Genomic DNA, 16,914 nt, shown 5'->3' with positions numbered 1-16,914 from the left:
GTCGATTTCATACCCGAAGGTCTCGCACCATACTTGGTATTATACCGTATTGCCGTAAAATGTTAACCTAATTTGAGATTAAATCATGCTCCTTCTATTGTGAATGATTTTTTGTCCGGGTGGGTTCATAACGTGATCTCAAGTTCCCAGCCCAAGACTACTCAAAGGCTGTTTACATAGTAAACCGAGGAGTCAAACAATAGGGACAGTCCAACCATTCCGGCTTTAATTCCGCCGCACATCCTTTACAGGTCAAACCCTGCTTCCGTTTAGCCTTCAACTCCGATTCCAGAGCCGAATCTGTAAAGGTTACCCGTTCCACCTCCTCAAAAGTTGTATGGCCTTCACGCACCAACTGCAAACTGTAGGCTAAGAGAGTTTTCATCCCTTCCTCAACAGCAGCCTCCTTAATTTGTTCAGTGGGCGCTCCCTTAGTAATCAGAATTTGCATCCGCTCCGTTACTTTAAGGAATTCATAAACCCCAACCCGGCCCTTATAGCCTAGACCACCACATTTTTTACATAACTCGCCGCGATCGGCTAGTCCCCGGCGTTGATCTGCCGGAACAGTATTTGCCTTATAGAAAGTAATATCCACCTCCCCAGAAGCAGAAAGACCATAACGACCAAATTCTTGGGGAGTTGGGGTATAGGGTATACGACATTCAGTACATACCCGCCGCATCAAACGTTGAGCCAGGATACCCAACAGAGCCGCAGATACCATGAACGGCTCAACTCCCATCTCATCCAAACGAGCGATCGCCCCCGCCGCATCATTAGTGTGAAGAGTAGTTAAAACCAAGTGTCCCGTCAGAGCCGCTTCAATAGCAGTTTTCGCCGTTTCCAAGTCCCGCGTTTCCCCCACTAGCAAAACATCAGGGTCTTGTCGTAAGAATGCCCGCAGGATATTAGCAAAAGTCAAATCTTTTTCCCGAATCACCTGACATTGGGTAATACCAGGTAGAGCATACTCAATCGGGTCTTCCGCCGTACTAATATTAATACCCGGATCATTGCGCTCTGCCAAAACCGAATACAAGGATGTAGATTTACCAGAACCCGTAGGCCCGGTTACCAAAATCAACCCAAAAGGACGACTAGCAGTTTCCCGGACCATTTCCAAAGTTTCCTGGTCAGAGATCAACTTATCCAAACCCAATTGAGTCGAAGAACTATCAAGAATCCGCAGAACAATCTTTTCCCCATAGCGACTCGGCAGGCTATTAACCCGAAAATCCACCGTCCGGCCCTGATAAACCCGACGAATCCGGCCATCCTGAGCTTGGCGACGTTCAGCGATATCAAGATCGGCAATAATTTTAAAGCGGGAGGTAATAGCAGAAACCACCTTTTTCGGGAAAGTAAAATACTCCTGCAAAACCCCATCTTTACGCATCCGAATCCGTATATCATGCTCTTGGGGTTCCACATGGATATCAGAAACACCCTCGGACAGAGCTTTAGCCAGAATCACATTCACAGCCTTAATAACTGGTGCAGTTTCCGCCTCTTGGAGCTGTGCATCGAGGTTCATGTCCCCCATGTCATCGGAGGCTTCTACCAGTTCTACATCCTCAAACTCACCCTCGCCAAACTGGAGTTTTCTCTCTTCCTCCCGAGCCGCTTCTACTTGCTTGCGCTTAACTTCCTCCTCACCGTAGGCTGTAATCAGTTTGTCATAATCTTCTTGAGTAATAACCCGCCGCTGTAGTTTCCATCCTACCGGACGCAGGATTTGGTTTCTCAACTCATCCAAAGCACTCAGGTTATCTGGGTCAACCATTGCCATCATCACGCTAGGAGTTGGCTCCGACTCGATGATTTTCCAAGGCACAAAACGATGTCGTTTGCAGGTCTCAATAGAAGTTTCCAGCTTTTTGATGATTTCTTCTAGTTCAGCCACCGAAATCTGATCTATTTCTAGGTCAAAGGCCTCAACCCCATAGACAATTTTTAACTCAAATAGCTGTTGTTTTTTATAGTGACGGGCTAATTCCGGGGGTAGAGGCTGACCGGTAATGGATTCGAGAACTTCGGTGAGAGGTTTTCCGCCACGAGAGTCCTGAATAGCCTGCTGTAGTCGCTCAGGGTCAATATATCCTGACTGAATAAGTTTATTACCAAAGGGAGTTGCACTTTGAGCAACAAGAGCAGTTCGCCGGGGGGATGATGTATTGGTCATAGCTGGAGTCAGGTCCTTATGTCTAGGCTTCCCCAAAAAGTTGGGAAAGTTTCTTGGGTGAGTATGGAAGTCTCACTGTTAATTTACAGTTTAACCGCTGGTGCTATATCCACAACTAGGGACTGAGGACATTAGCCCTATTTACCTGGTGCTAAAGCTCAACTTGCCAAAGGGTGAATATGTTTTCCTACCTCCGTCGGTGATAGGTTTATTTTGACACTTCTCGCCCTAAAGGGTCGAGGATTCTTCGTTCATAGACTTAACTTGATCTAGCAGGATTACTCAAACCAGAGTAGAGGTCAAATCTCCCCAAGGGTTTGGATTTATTATCCAAGTTCCCACCTGCCCCGTGGTACTCAAGACAATTTCTTTGGTAAGGTAACCGATCGCCGAATTAAGTTGATTATATGCAGCCGAGGGCATGAAAGTGTTACTATGGGATGATTTTAGGTATTTGAAGCCTATTGGATGCCTGAACGAATCGCGCCTGTAGTATTAAAATGGATCAAGATCACGAAAGCACGTTAACGGAGAGCGGAGTTTTCCCTAGGCTGTAGGCTCAGGGATGCCGTCGCTCAATTTTCTATTATGGACGATAACAAGCAGGAAGACATGGTTCCTAATTCGACAAGTGACAAAATAGATGAGACTACAGAACCTGTAGCATCAGATCCTGGGTCTGTTGATCCTGAACAGATTGACCAACAAACGGATACTGAATCTGATTTAACATTGGAGCAAGCAACGATCGCTGATGATGGTGAGGAAGCGAAGGACGCGGAAATGAGTTCCGATCCGATTTATATTGCCAATGAACAGCTTAATGAGCAGTTGCAGACCATAGCTCAAGCGCGAGAGTCCCTTCAGACTCAACTGATGGATATGACCAGTCAATATCAGCGACTGGCTGCTGATTTTGAGAACTTCCGTAAGCGCACACAGAAGGAAAAAGAAGACCTCGAACTCAATATCAAGTGTTCCACGATCGCGCAGCTTTTGCCAGTGATCGATAACTTTGAGCGAGCCAGAGCCCATATTAAACCCCAAAATGATGGTGAAATGAACATTCACAAAAGCTATCAGGGGGTTTATAAACAGATGGTGGAGTGTCTCAAACAAATTGGAGTATCCCCCATGCGCCCAGAGGGTGAACAGTTTGATCCTAATCTCCATGAGGCGGTGATGCGCCAACCGACGAGTGAGTATCCAGAGGGAACAGTGATTGAAGAACTGATGCGGGGGTATATACTAGGCGATCGCGTCTTACGTCATGCCATGGTGAAAGTAGCTACAGAACCAGAACTCTCAGATACCACAGAGGAGCCACCAGCAGAAGGTTCTGAGGATTAATCGCCTAAATCAACTCAATGGGCGCAACTACTGCGCCCTAAGTGTTATACAGCCAGGGAAAGGGGGGTAGACTTATGTAGTAAGTGGGTCTAGCTTCTAGGCTCTTATGTTAGAACGGGGATGGCTCTACCATTCATTGCACAAATTTATCGATGAGGAGCTATGGGAAAGGTCATTGGCATCGACTTAGGTACGACTAATAGTTGTGTGGCGGTTCTGGAGGGGGGTAAACCTGTAGTTATTTCCAGTTCAGAAGGGGGACGGACTACACCCAGTATTGTGGGTTTTGGTAAATATGGCGATCGCTTAATTGGTCAGCTTGGTAAACGACAAGCGGTGACTAATGCTGAGAATACCATATTTAGTATTAAGCGATTTATTGGCAGACGCTGGGAAGATACGGAAGTGGAGCGATCGCGAGTTCCCTATAAGTGCGTCTCTGGTAAAGATAATACAGTAGATGTCAAAATTCGTGATCAGGTCTACACGCCGCAAGAAATATCGGCGATGGTGTTGCAAAAACTCAAAGAAGATGCCGAAGCCTATTTAGGGGAAACTGTTGATCAAGCGGTGATTACGGTTCCGGCTTACTTCACAGATGCTCAACGCCAGGCCACCAAGGATGCGGGGACTATTGCGGGTTTAAATGTGTTGCGTATCATCAACGAACCCACAGCAGCAGCCCTATCTTATGGTTTGGATAAACAAGACCAAGACCAAACCATTCTGGTTTTTGACCTAGGGGGAGGCACTTTTGATGTATCTATCCTCCAGTTGGGAGATGGAATTTACGAGGTAAGATCCACATCTGGGAATAACCACCTGGGAGGGGATGACTTTGATAACTGTCTGGTGATGTGGATGGTAGAAACCTTTAAAAAACAAGAAGGGATTGATCTAACATCGGACAAAATGGCTCTGCAACGGATGCGCGAAGCAGCGGAAAAAGCGAAGATCGAACTTTCTAATCGCACCAAAACCTCGATTAACTTGCCATTCATCAGTGCTGATGACTCAGGACCAAAGCACCTAGAACTAGAACTGAGTCGCTCGGAATTTGAAACTTTAGTGGGAGACCTGGTAAAAAGTACCCTCGAACCAGTAACCCAAGCCCTCAAAGATGCCAGTTTAGAACCCCAGGATATTGATAAAATCATTTTGGTGGGAGGTTCAACCAGAATTCCCGCAGTACAGCAAGCAATTAGTAAACATTTTGGCGATCGCAGTCCCGATCGCTCTGTTAACCCCGATGAAGCGGTAGCCCTAGGAGCAGCAATCCAAGCCGGGATTTTGGGAGGAGAAGTCAAAGACCTACTGCTTTTGGATGTCACCCCTTTGTCCCTGGGTTTAGAAACCCTAGGGGAAGTGTTCACCAAAATCATCGAACGCAATACTACCATTCCCACCAGTCGTTCCCAAATGTTCTCCACCGCCACCGACGGACAAACCTCTGTGGAAATTCATGTGCTGCAAGGGGAACGAGCCATGGTTAAAGATAACAAAAGCCTGGGTAAGTTCCTACTGACTGGCATTCCTCCCGCTAAACGGGGTGTGCCACAAATTGAGGTATCTTTTGATATTGATGCTAATGGGATATTGAAAGTATCTGCTATAGATCGTGGCACAGGCCGAGAGCAAAGTATTCAAATCACCAATACCGGAGGACTGAGCGAGACGGAAATTGAGCGAATGCGACAGGAGGCAGAGCTTTACGCCGAGGAAGACGAAGCCCACAGACTGATTGCCGAGTTGAAAAATCAATCCCAGACCCTGTTCTATAATTGTAAGGTGACATTAAAGAACAATGCCAAAGCAATTAGTAATGAACTTAAAGAGCGAACCCGAACCGAAGCAGCCGCTTTAAAGAAAGCAGTTAACGACCCCAAAATCTCTTTAGGGGATATGCAACGACAAGTTGAGAGTTTCCAAAATTTGCTCTATGAGCTAGGTTCTGCGGTTTATGCAGCACATGAGCAGGGAGATAGGGGGAATGGGTCAGCGACTGAAGAACCCCAGATGCTAGACTCAGAAGAAGATGAAAGCACAGACTCTGACATGGACTCTGAAATCGGCAATAGTGACGAGACAGAATCTAAAGAATTAGAGGGCTCTGAGAGCCAAAGTCTGGGTGGTTCATAGAGATAAGTTGACCGCTAACGGTTAAATGGTCCCATTAAAGGTTGGGATGTGGGATGATGTAAAATAGGGGTTTCCCTAAACGGTGGGGTTGGTAGTTTATGCTTAATCCAACCCCTAGTTAAGGAAAGACCTAACTCTAGGTTTGTTCTGTAGTTTTAGTAATTAATTTTTAGAAAAAAGCTTTATGGCAGGCGATTACTATGATGTCCTCGGTGTCTCCCGCGACGCAGACAAGGAAGAAATTAAACGAGCTTACCGTCGTCTGGCTCGTAAATATCACCCGGATGTAAATAAGGAGCCGGGGGCTGAAGAAAGGTTTAAGGAAATCAACCGCGCCTATGAGGTGCTTTCGGAACCGGAAATCCGCGCCCGTTATGATCGCTTTGGGGAAGCTGGGGTATCTGGTGCTGGTGCAGGGGGCTATGGTCAGGACTTTGGCGATAGTTTTGCTGATATCTTTGAAAGTTTTTTCAGTGGTTTTGGTGGGGGTATGGGCGGCCCTACGGCAGCCAGACGACGCACGGGACCTACGCGAGGGGATGACCTGCGCTTAGATTTGCGCTTGGAGTTTAAAGAGGCTATTTTTGGCGGGGAAAAGGAAATCCGTATCCGTCACTTAGAAACCTGTGAGACTTGTAATGGGACGGGGGCGAAGCCGGGAACTTCTCCTAAAACTTGTTCTACCTGTGGGGGTAGTGGTCAAGTGCGGCGGGCGACTCGTACTCCCTTTGGTAGCTTTACTCAGGTTTCGGTTTGTCCTACCTGTAATGGTACTGGACAGATGATTGAGGAAAAATGCGTCAGTTGTGGTGGAGAAGGCCTGAAAGAGGTAACTAAAAAGCTGAAAATTACAATTCCGGCTGGGGTAGATAATGGCACGCGGTTGCGGGTATCTAATGAGGGAGATTCGGGAAAACGAGGTGGCCCGGCGGGGGATTTGTATGTATTTCTGTCGGTGGACTCGACACCGAATTTTAAACGTGATGGTATTAATATCCTGTCGGAGGTGAAAATCTCTTACCTGCAAGCGATTTTAGGCTGTACTTTGGAGGTGGAAACGGTTCAGGGTACGACTTCTTTAACTATTCCGGCGGGGACACAACCGAATACGGTGCTAACTCTGGAAAATCAGGGTGTCCCTCGTTTGGGAAATCCGGTGAGTCGGGGAGATCACTTGATTACAATTTTGATTGATATTCCTACCCGGATTACTAATGAGGAGCGAGAACTTTTGGAACAGTTGGCCCAAATTAAGGGAGAACGTACCGGAAAAGGAGGCCTGGAAGGGTTCCTTGGTAATTTGTTCCAAAAGTAAAACATTCGATTGATGGCTTGGATTGATTGTTCCTTTTGTGTGAAGAGTCTATGACTGGTTCAGATACTTATTCGGCTGATGCTAAACTTGATTTGCGCGGCACCCCCTGTCCGATTAATTTTGTGCGGACTAAGTTGCGTCTGCAACAAATGACACCGGGGACTTTGCTGGAGGTGTGGTTAGATGGCGGCGAACCTATTGAACAGGTTCCTGATAGCTTGGTGATGGAAGGATATGCTATTGAGGAGGTTTGCGATCGCGGAGAGTTTTTTGCGATTATGGTTCGTTGTCCGCCTGTGAAGAGTTTATGACGGCTGATCGCATAATGGGAACGGTAGTTGCTGGTCAGGCTAATTTTTATCAGGTTTGTCTGAGTCCTGACCAGTCTCCGTCTGGGAATGGGGCCGGGGGGGAAGCTAAACGGATGACTTTGCTTTGTACCTGTCGCGCTCGTTTAAAGAAAATTGGTCAGAAGGTGATGGTGGGCGATCGCGTGGTGGTCTCCTGTCCAGACTGGCAGGGGGGTAGAGGGGTGATTTCTGAGATTTTACCCCGTAAAACTGAGCTGGCGCGCCCTAGTATTGCTAATGCAGACCATTTATTATTGGTGTTTGCAGTGGCTGAACCCGACCCAGATCCGGTGACTCTCAGCCGCTTTCTACTCAAGGCGGAGTCTACTGGGTTGGAGGTGAGTTTGTGCTTTAATAAGTGCGATTTACTGCCCCCTGATAGCCTCCGACAATGGTACGATCGCATGAGAGGCTGGGGATATGACCCTTTGATGATTAGTGTCTATCATGGGGTTGAATATCGCTTTGAGGGCGATCGCATGGAAACTTCGCCGACTCTGAATTTATCATCAAATTCGGCTGGGTTGGACAAACCCGGTTTCGGGGAAAGTTCGCCTTCCCTCACTAGAGATGGTGATAGAAACCAGGTTTCTGGCACTGCTAATTCTCTGCTGGATCGCTTGCGCCTGAAAACTACGGCTATCTCTGGTCCGTCTGGTGTGGGGAAGTCTAGTTTGATTAATAAACTGATTCCTAATAGTCATTTGCGGGTGGGGGAAGTGTCGGGAAAATTGGGGCGAGGACGGCATACTACCCGCCATGTGGAATTGTTTGAATTACATAACGGGGGTTTCCTGGCTGATACTCCGGGGTTTAATCAACCGGAATTGCAATGCGACCCTCACCAGTTGGGTAATTATTTCCCGGAAATTCGCGATCGCTTAACTAAGGGTAAGTGTCAATTTGATGATTGTTTGCACCGCGAAGAACCATCATGTGTGGTGCGTGGAGACTGGGAAAGATACCCCCAATATCTCCATTTTCTTGAGGAGGCGATCGAGGCTTGGGAAACGTCTCAACATCAACCACTAGAGGAGGATCGCCTCAAATCTAAAAGTAAATCTGGAGGGGGAAAACAATATGAACCTAAATTGCAGTCTAAAAAATATCGCCGATCTTCCCGTCGCTTAGAACACCAAAATTTACAACAACTTTGTGAAGATTTGGATGAGGTCTAAAACAACTTATCTATTAAATGGAGTAGCCGAGCCATGTCAGATTCTCCAACTACTACAGGCGCAATAACCACCGGATTAGTGATTGGTTTATTGTTTATGGGGGGCTTTTTTTGGGTAGGCTATTCGCTGCCATTTAGTCTGCTGTGTAGCTTTTTGGGTGGTGTATCTGCTTATCAATTAATAACTTGGTGGCATATAGACTCTCTGCCAAAGATTGAGGAGTCTAATTCCTCGAACCCAGAAGTTGGCAAGGTGTACAAGTCGATTCATAAATTTTTGTTTAAATCTCAGTATAATAAACAATCAAAAAAACTTGCCCATGAGCCAGTTTCTAAAGGTCCTGTGTCTCTGATGGGATGGGTTTTAAAAGAACATTCCAAACGCAATACAGATAATTAATCATCAGGAGAAACCGGGTTTTGGGGTTGCTATGGCAGGAAAAACCCGGTTTTAATAATTCATCATGTACCCTCCCAGCGGAGGTATTTAGACGGGAATAGTTGGATTGATTTTTTGTTGGTTAGGTTGGGTTTGTGAAGTTGGTAATAATTCGGGGTTAACTATTGATAATTGTACGGCACAGGCTTTTAATTCTGGTTGTTTAGACTCAGGACAACATTCAGGGTGAGTCATGGCGTTGGCTTCGGTATTATCTCCCCATAAAGCGCCCCAGTGCATGGGTACAAATACAGTTCCCGGTGCGATCGCTTTAGTAATTTGAGCGGGAAAATAAGCCTTTCCACGGCGCGATCGCACTTGCACTAAATTGCCGGATTCAATGCCTAATTTCTGGGCATCTTTGGGGTGAATTTCCATAAAAGGAGTGGGGTGCATTTTGCGGATTTTCTCAATTCTCCCGGTTCGTGTTTGAGTGTGCCAATGGCCGTATAATCTCCCCGTTGTCAACACTAAAGGATAATCTGGATCTGGGGGTTCAGCTAATCCTTTGGAGTAATAAGCCGCAAATTGTGCGCGACCGTCAGGGGTATTAAATCGTAAATCAGTATATAAACGTTTAGGGGTGCGATTAATTTCGGTTTCCGTCTCAGGACAAGGCCATTGAATAGGACCAGAAACCATTAAACGATGATGACTCAACCCAGATAAATCGCAGGGACGGTTACGAGTTAAGCGGACAAATTCTTGGTAAACTTGAGCGGAATTAGCGAAATTAAATGGTTTTGGAAAACCTAACCTCCGCCCTACTTCGGCGAAAATTTCCCAGTCGGCTTTAGCTTCTCCTAGGGGTTGACGAAAAGCCTGACATAAAGTGACGACCCGTTCAGAATTAGTCATAGTCCCGGTTTTTTCTCCCCACTGGGCGGCGGGTAGTAAAATATGGGCATATTCAGCGGTTTCTGTAGGATAATAAGCGTCCTGATAAATGGTAAAAGGCGATCGCATTAAAGCCGCTTTAGTCCTTTCTAAATCCGGCATACTGACTGCTGGATTAGTCGCCGCCACCCATAATAACCCCACTTTACCAGTTTCTAATCCGGTAATCATTTCCCAAGCATTCAAACCCACTTGGTCAGAAATCTGACCGGGTTCTAGTTCCCAAAATTGCTCAACCTCTCTCCGGTGTTGGGGATTTGTGACAACTCGATAACCGGGTAAAATATGGGCAAGTCCTCCCGCTTCTCTACCTCCCATAGCATTAGGTTGACCTGTTAAAGAAAAAGGACCCGCCCCAGGTTTACCAATATTTCCAGTCATCAAATGAAGGTTAATCAGAGTCCGCACTTTCGCAGTCCCTTCGGAAGACTGATTTATCCCCATTGACCACATAGATAAAACTCGTTGAGACTCACCCCACCACCTAGCAGCTTGTTCAATATCATCCAGACGAATACCACAGGTTCTGGCTACTAATTCCGGGGGATAAGATTGGATTACCTGCATATAATCAGGGAATCCTTTGGTACATTCATCAATAAATAAAGAATCTATAAAACCCCAACGCATTAAGAGGTTTGCTATACCATTAAGTAGGTCAATATCGGTTCCGGGACGGATGGCTAAATGTAGGTCTGCGGCTTCAGCGGTTTGGGTGCGGCGAGGGTCCACCACAATCATTTTGACTTGGCGATTTTTCTTATGGTGAACCCGCAAACGATTAAAAACTATGGGGTGACATTCAGCGGTATTAGTGCCAATTAAAAAGGCACAGTCGGTTTTTTCTAGGTCGTCATAACAACAGGGGGGACCGTCTGAACCGAAACTTTTGATATAACCGGAGACGGCTGAAGACATACACAGGCGGGAATTGGCATCAAAATTATTGGTTCCCAAACAGCCTTTAATTAGCTTTTGGGCGATGTAATAGTCTTCGGTTTGGAATTGACCTGAACCATACATACAGATAGCATCAGCCCCCATGGTGTGGCGGACGGTTTGAATGCGGTTGACAATAAGGTTATAGGCTTCATCCCAGGTGGCGCGACGAAAAGGTTGATCGAGGGTCTCTCGGATCATGGGATATTTCAGGCGGTTTTTGTCTATGGCTTCGGCAATTGTTGCGCCTTTGACGCAAACTTTACCGAGGCTGGAGGGGTGAGTGCGATCGCCTCTAACTTGCCAAATTGGATTTCCTTGGGAGTCTCTATTTGTCGCTTTTCCGGGTTGTGCGGGGGGTAAAACTTCTAAGCCGCAACCAACACCGCAGTAAGGACAAAGAGTTTTTGTTAATTCAGTCATTTTAGATTAATGGGTGGTAATTGTGGCAGTTTTGATTATAGTATATCAGCCACTTATTTGCTGGCAATTGGGGGGAGTTGACTGTGATTAATTATCTGCTAAAATCAGCCAATTAATTAATCAATCCACCCCAACCGGAAGTTAATCACCGTAACCACGGAGGATAGTCATCTAGGAAGGATAGGGAATTATTGTCGGTTCAGGGGCGAGTAGCTAATTTGATGCTAGTTAATAACCCGCCCCTATTTAGGAGTTATTTGGCGACAGGGATAATGTCTTCGTTGGCTTGTAATTCTTCTTGATGATGGTCAGCAAAAGACCCTTGAGGTTCCTTGAGGAAAAACCAACAGAGGAAAGCGACAATCATGCTAGTTACTCCTAACATCTCGAAGAAAATTCGGTTGCCGATATCACCTTCTGGAAATAGGCTAAATAGTGTTAGATAAACGACTGCACCCACATTTCCATAAGCCCCAACATTTCCGGCAATTTGTCCAGTAACACGGCGTTTAATGAGGGGAACGATCGCAAAAGATGAACCTTCCCCAGCTTGTACAAAGAATGAACAAGTCATGGTTAAAAGTACCGCCAAAGGTAGCCACCAACCACCATTAACTCGACCCATAATTAAATAAGCAAATGCCATTCCCGCAGTCAGAACCGCCATGGTATTTTTACGGCTACCTAATTTATCAGAAATTAGACCTCCACCGGGGCGAGACATTAGGTTCATGAAAGCATAACTAGCAGCTATCATTCCAGCGGCTGGTTTACTGAGTCCAAAAGTATTCTCAAAGAAAGCGGGAAGCATTGACACCACAGCTAATTCTGAGCCGAAGTTGACAAAATAGGTCAATTCCAAAATAGCAACTTGGGAAAAATTGTAACGGTCTGCGGGGGGATAGTGTTTGTGACCAAGGATTAGTTCTTTATTCGCTTCCCAGCAGTTATAACCTTGGAAAAGGTATAAACCGAATAAGGCTACCCAAACGATATAAAGTTGCGGTAAGGTCAAGAAACCTACTTTACTTAAACGCCAAGCTAGGATAGCCAAAACACCAACTAGGGGAATATTCATGAGCATCAAAAACCAGAAGTCTTTGGGGGTGGTCACTTCTAAACCTCTGGCGCGTTTGGGTTTTTGATAGACTTTTCCTGGGGGGGTATCTTGGACGTTAAAGAAGTAGAAAGCACCATAAGCAGCGGCGATAATTCCTGTTAATGCTACGGCTACTCGCCAGTTAATTACCCCCCCAGAACCGAAGGTTAAAATTGCTGCTAGAGTGGGTAAGCTAAAGGCAGCGGCGGCGGAACCAAAATTACCCCAACCGCCATAAATTCCCTCGGCTAAACCGATTTCTTTGGGGGGGAACCATTCGGCTACCATGCGGATACCAATTACAAATCCTGCACCCACTATGCTGAGGGCTAAACGGGAAATTACTAATTGATTAAAGTTTTGGGCTAAGGCAAATGCTGTACAGGGAATTGCTGCATAAATTAGCAGTAATGAGTAGGTGATTCTAGGACCGTATTTGTCTAGCAGCATCCCAATAATAATCCGGGCGGGAACTGTGAGGGCAACATTACAAATAGCGAGGGTACGAATTTGACTTATTTCTAAGCCCATATCGTCTTGAATAGCTGTGGCTAAAGGTGCAAAGTTGAACCAGACGACAAAGGAAAGAAAGAAGGCAAACCAGGTTAGGTGTAGGATTTTGTATCGGCCTTTTAAAGACCATAATTCGGTTAGCATTTTGATTAAATGGTGGGGTAAAACAACGGTGGAAATTGGCGGGGGTCAGGACTTGATGAATTGGTATAATTACTCAATCATCAAGGCAGGTAAGGGAATACTATTGGGCAACCCAAGGGTTGACTTGTAAAGTGCCACTGGGAGTCATGACTACGAGAAATTCAGCCTGGGGTTGGTTTTCGGTGGTGGCTTGACTTAATTGGAGAATGGGAGTCTGATTAAGATATTTGGCGGCGGCGAGGTTGATGGTTTTGTATTGGGCGATCGCACCTGTTTGATTGACTGAGACCTGATACACTAGGTTCTCGGTAAAGGTAGGGTACTGTTGCCAGTTTTGGTCAATTTGGGTGTATAATTGGGTGGTTAAATCAGCGATCGCATTCGGATCGGTGATGGGGGTTACGGTGGCCTCTAGTGTTGGGGTTTCTACGGTTTCTGGGACAATTTCGACAGCAGTTACAATGGTTTCGGCTTGGGGTTGCTGTTGTGCGTAGTGGTTGGATAGTAGTTGCTGCCAACTGTTAAGATAAAATCCTGAAAAGGCAATTAAGCCAATGACTGACACGATTTTCAGACCGACGGAAGAGGTTAACGAGTTGGGGGTAGTTTGAATGGATGTCATGGAGATTTTCTGATAGTAAAGTTGACTAGCACCGGACTACATTTCCCTAGCTTTATGAGCGATCGCCTCTTTATTTAATCATAACTTTTATGGATTGGGCTATATCAAAAATGAGGATAAGTACATCAAAACTAGCCCTAAGTTTATGATAATTGCATAAACAACAACCTAAATATGGGTGATTAGGGAATGATAACCGGAAATTAAACTACTCCTAAAGCTGCCGAAAATTTGAGCGATGACTTTAAGAATTGATCAGTAGGTTAAAGCTGAAAAATCAGTTAAAGTGTAGCTAATATTACAAAATCCTAAGTTTGATGAACTTTTTGCATATTAACAATGTTATTTTTGCATGATGGGGTAAATTGTAGTCATGATTAGTATTCCCAAAAGCGATCGCTACTGGCTAAAAAATGCCCATATTCCCTACTGTTTACTGGAAGTAAGCCAACCGGACTGGTTAAGCCAACAGACGCGGGAGGGGCTAATATTAATCGATGTGGAAATTACATCGGGGAAAATTAGCCAACTGCGACCCGCTGGAAATACAGACACGGCTGATATCCCCTGGGTAGACCTGCGGGGGGGACAGGTTTGGCCATGTTTTGTGGACTTACACACCCATTTAGATAAGGGCCATATTTGGCAGCGATCGCCTAATCCCGACGGGACTTTTACCGGGGCGCTAAATACTGCTATTTCCGATAGTGAAAAATACTGGACCCCTGAAGATATCTATCAGCGGATGGAATTTGGTTTAAAATGTAGTTATGCCCATGGGACTCAGGCTATCCGCACCCATTTAGACTCAGCCGGAAAACTCACAGAAATTAGCTGGGAAGTATTGAACAGTCTGCGGGAAAAATGGTGCGATCGACTATTTTTGCAAGCTGTATCCCTGGTATCTCTGGATTATTACTTAACCCCCCAAGGAGAAAAACTAGCCGATAGAGTAGCAGAAATGGGCGGCATTTTAGGGGGTGTCGCTTATATTAACCGTGACCTTGATCAACAAATGGAGCGAGTATTTGACCTAGCCAAAGACCGGAATTTATCCTTAGATTTCCATGTCGATGAAAATGGCGATCCTGATTCTAATACCCTATATAAAATCGCCGAATATGCGGTTAAATCTCAATTTGAGAATCCCATAATTTGCGGACATTGTTGCAGTTTATCCGTCCAGAGTCCCGAAGTGATTAACCAGACCATTAATCTGCTTAAATCATCTAATATAGGGATTGTCAGCTTGCCCATGTGCAATTTATATCTGCAAGATAGACAATATTCTAACCATTCAAATACACCCAAAACCCCAAAATGGCGAGGGGTCACACTTCTGCATGAATTAAAACAAGCCGGAATCCCCGTAACAGTCGCGAGTGATAACTGTCGTGATCCCTTTTATGCTTTTGGAGATCATGACGTTTTAGAAGTCTTCAAAATGTCAGTCAGAATCGGCCATTTAGATCATCCATCAGGTGACTGGCCCCAAATCGTCACCAAAACCGCCGCCGATCTAATGGGATTATCAAATCTAGGAAGGCTGAAGGTAGGCATTTCCGCCAATCTCATCGCTTTTAAAGGCAGAAATTTCAGTGAATTACTATCGCGATCGCAGCATGATCGGGTTATCATCAGAAACGGTGCATCAGTATCAGCTTCTATCCCCGACTATTCTGAGTTAGACGACTTAATAACTAGCCACTTCACAGAATAGCCGTTACCATGAGGAAGAAACCCTCAGCCTTCAAGTCATTGTCAACTGTATATTCCATGTTTCATCTGTCAGTGTCTTGACTCTCACCTATGACTCAGCCATCATTTCCAGCTAATATAACTAATGCTGTCAAATCTCCCCAGGCGACAACCCTGATGAGTTGGGGGTTAATGTCCCTATTGATATGGCATAGCAGCACACCTATCAGCCTAGCGCAAACTCAACCTTCTATCCCCATCCCCACTATTACCCCCGCCTCAATTCGTGTTCCTGATGCCTATACCCTCGGTCCAGGAGATTTGCTAAGGGTAGATATTCTCGATGTTCCTGAGTACAGTGGCGAATACCTGATTTTGACTGATGGGACACTCAATCTGCCTCTAATCGGTCAAATTACCGTAGCTGGTTTATCAGTTTCTCAACTGACCGAGAAAATTTCCGCCGCCTATACTCCCTTTGTACAACAACCATTCCCCAGCGTGAGAATTATTACACCCCGTCCCATTAGCATTGCCGTTGGGGGGGAAGTACAAAGACCGGGAACATACATTCTCCCCCTTTCCACATCTAACACCGTTGAGCGACAATTTCAGTTCTATACAGTAACTCAGCTTCTCCAGCAGGCGGGTGGGATTACTCAATCAGCAGATATTACTCAGGTTAAGGTGCAGCGACAAGAACCCACCAGGCTAAATATTGTCGTCAACCTCAAGGAATTGTTGGAAAATGGAGATTTAAGTCAAGATCTGGTTTTGCGCGATCGCGATACAATTGTAGTACCCACCGCCGAAAGTCTTGATCCCGTCGCTATTCGACAGATTAATTCCGCTAATTTTGCGCCCGAGGAAGTACCCCCTTTTCAAGTAGTTATCGTCGGGGAAGTATTTAATCCGGGAACCCATATTATGGGGGAAGGAATGGCGAATTTGCCGGAATTACCGACTATTACTCAAGCTATTCAAAGGGCGGGAGGTATTAAGCCTCAAGCTAACCTGCGTCGCATTCAATTACAAAGACTGACTCAGGCGGGTGAATTAAAGACTATAACTGTTGATTTGTGGCAATTACTGACCACTGGTGATGCTACTCAGGATATGAGTTTACAGCCAGGAGATTCTATTATAATTCCTACCGCTAGTGCCGTGCCACCCGATGAGATTATTTCCCTCGCCAGTGCTAGTTTTTCACCCAGAACTATGATGGTTAATGTGGTGGGAGAAGTCGCACAACCAGGGGCGCTGCAAGTACCGATTAATACAACCCTTAATCAAGCCATCTTAGTGGCGGGGGGGTTTAATCAGCGGCGGGCGAATACTGGCTCCGTGCAACTGCTGCGTTTGCATCCTGATGGTACCGTTTCCCGTCGTCAAATTTCCATTGATTTTCAAGCCGGACTAAATGCACCGAATAATCCCGTTTTACAACGAGATGATGTCGTGGTCGTGAACCGTTCAGCCTTAACTGAGGTAGCCGATACTTTTGAAGAAGTGTTAAGACCTGTGGGGGGTCTGATTGGGATCTCTGCTGTACTGAATATCATTCATGTTTTAACAGAGGATAGAGATAATAATTAAAGTCCTAAGATGGTAGTATTTGAGAGAA

At 45.6% G+C, this 16,914-nt stretch carries 12 protein-coding genes; 8 read left to right on the top strand and 4 right to left on the bottom strand.

Annotated features, from left to right (window positions below):
• Positions 1-172: 172 nt before the first annotated feature.
• Positions 173-2,185 carry a GspE/PulE family protein gene (locus tag P5683_RS06185; RefSeq protein WP_315639544.1) on the bottom strand — a complete coding sequence of 671 codons (2,013 nt, stop codon included), beginning with the start codon at positions 2,183-2,185 and terminating at the stop codon, positions 173-175.
• A gap of 588 nt (positions 2,186-2,773) precedes the next feature.
• Between P5683_RS06185 and grpE the strand changes: the two genes are divergently transcribed.
• The 6 genes from grpE (at position 2,774) to P5683_RS06155 (ending at position 8,916) form a co-directional block, all read left to right on the top strand.
• Complete coding sequence (grpE, locus tag P5683_RS06180) at positions 2,774-3,535, top strand: nucleotide exchange factor GrpE (protein ID WP_006620592.1); 762 nt, start codon at positions 2,774-2,776, stop codon at positions 3,533-3,535.
• Between the two features lie 162 nt (positions 3,536-3,697).
• Positions 3,698-5,674: a molecular chaperone DnaK gene (gene dnaK / locus P5683_RS06175; protein WP_006620593.1), complete on the top strand. Its 1,977-nt coding sequence runs from the start codon at positions 3,698-3,700 to the stop codon at positions 5,672-5,674.
• 184 nt (positions 5,675-5,858) lie between these two features.
• Positions 5,859-6,989, top strand: a complete 1,131-nt coding sequence (gene dnaJ, locus P5683_RS06170) for a molecular chaperone DnaJ (protein ID WP_006620594.1) — start codon at positions 5,859-5,861, stop codon at positions 6,987-6,989.
• Between the two features lie 50 nt (positions 6,990-7,039).
• Entirely contained in the window at positions 7,040-7,300 is a 261-nt protein-coding gene (locus tag P5683_RS06165; protein WP_006620077.1) for a sulfurtransferase TusA family protein, read from the top strand.
• Positions 7,297-8,517 (top strand): ribosome small subunit-dependent GTPase A, encoded by a 1,221-nt coding sequence (rsgA, locus tag P5683_RS06160; RefSeq protein ID WP_006669466.1) that lies wholly within the window; start codon positions 7,297-7,299, stop codon positions 8,515-8,517. The genes P5683_RS06165 and rsgA overlap by 4 nt, the downstream gene beginning before the upstream one ends.
• Positions 8,518-8,550: 33 nt before the next feature.
• Positions 8,551-8,916: a hypothetical protein gene (locus P5683_RS06155; RefSeq protein WP_006620596.1), complete on the top strand. Its 366-nt coding sequence runs from the start codon at positions 8,551-8,553 to the stop codon at positions 8,914-8,916.
• 87 nt (positions 8,917-9,003) lie between these two features.
• On the opposite strand, the gene P5683_RS06150 is transcribed toward P5683_RS06155, so the two are convergent.
• The 3 genes from P5683_RS06150 to P5683_RS06140 all read right to left on the bottom strand — a co-directional run bounded on the left by P5683_RS06150 (position 9,004) and on the right by P5683_RS06140 (position 13,592).
• Complete coding sequence (locus P5683_RS06150; protein WP_006620597.1) at positions 9,004-11,214, bottom strand: molybdopterin oxidoreductase family protein; 2,211 nt, start codon at positions 11,212-11,214, stop codon at positions 9,004-9,006.
• A 253-nt stretch (positions 11,215-11,467) separates the two neighbouring features.
• Positions 11,468-12,970, bottom strand: a complete 1,503-nt coding sequence (locus tag P5683_RS06145) for an MFS transporter (RefSeq protein WP_006620598.1) — start codon at positions 12,968-12,970, stop codon at positions 11,468-11,470.
• A 100-nt stretch (positions 12,971-13,070) separates the two neighbouring features.
• Entirely contained in the window at positions 13,071-13,592 is a 522-nt protein-coding gene (locus P5683_RS06140; RefSeq protein ID WP_006620600.1) for a hypothetical protein, read from the bottom strand.
• Positions 13,593-13,965: 373 nt separating this feature from the next.
• On the opposite strand from P5683_RS06140, the gene P5683_RS06135 reads away from it, so the two are divergent.
• Positions 13,966-15,312 (top strand): cytosine deaminase, encoded by a 1,347-nt coding sequence (locus P5683_RS06135; protein WP_006620601.1) that lies wholly within the window; start codon positions 13,966-13,968, stop codon positions 15,310-15,312.
• 89 nt (positions 15,313-15,401) lie between these two features.
• Positions 15,402-16,886, top strand: coding sequence for an SLBB domain-containing protein (locus tag P5683_RS06130; protein ID WP_006669465.1), 1,485 nt, complete (start codon positions 15,402-15,404; stop codon positions 16,884-16,886).
• The last annotated feature ends 28 nt before the right edge of the window (positions 16,887-16,914 follow it).

Origin of the sequence: Limnospira sp. PMC 1279.21 (genome assembly GCF_032349615.1) — a bacterium.
Classification (GTDB): domain Bacteria; phylum Cyanobacteriota; class Cyanobacteriia; order Cyanobacteriales; family Microcoleaceae; genus Limnospira; species Limnospira fusiformis.
The sequence above is the reverse complement of the archived record's forward strand: the minus strand, read 5'-3'. Positions and strand labels throughout refer to the sequence as shown.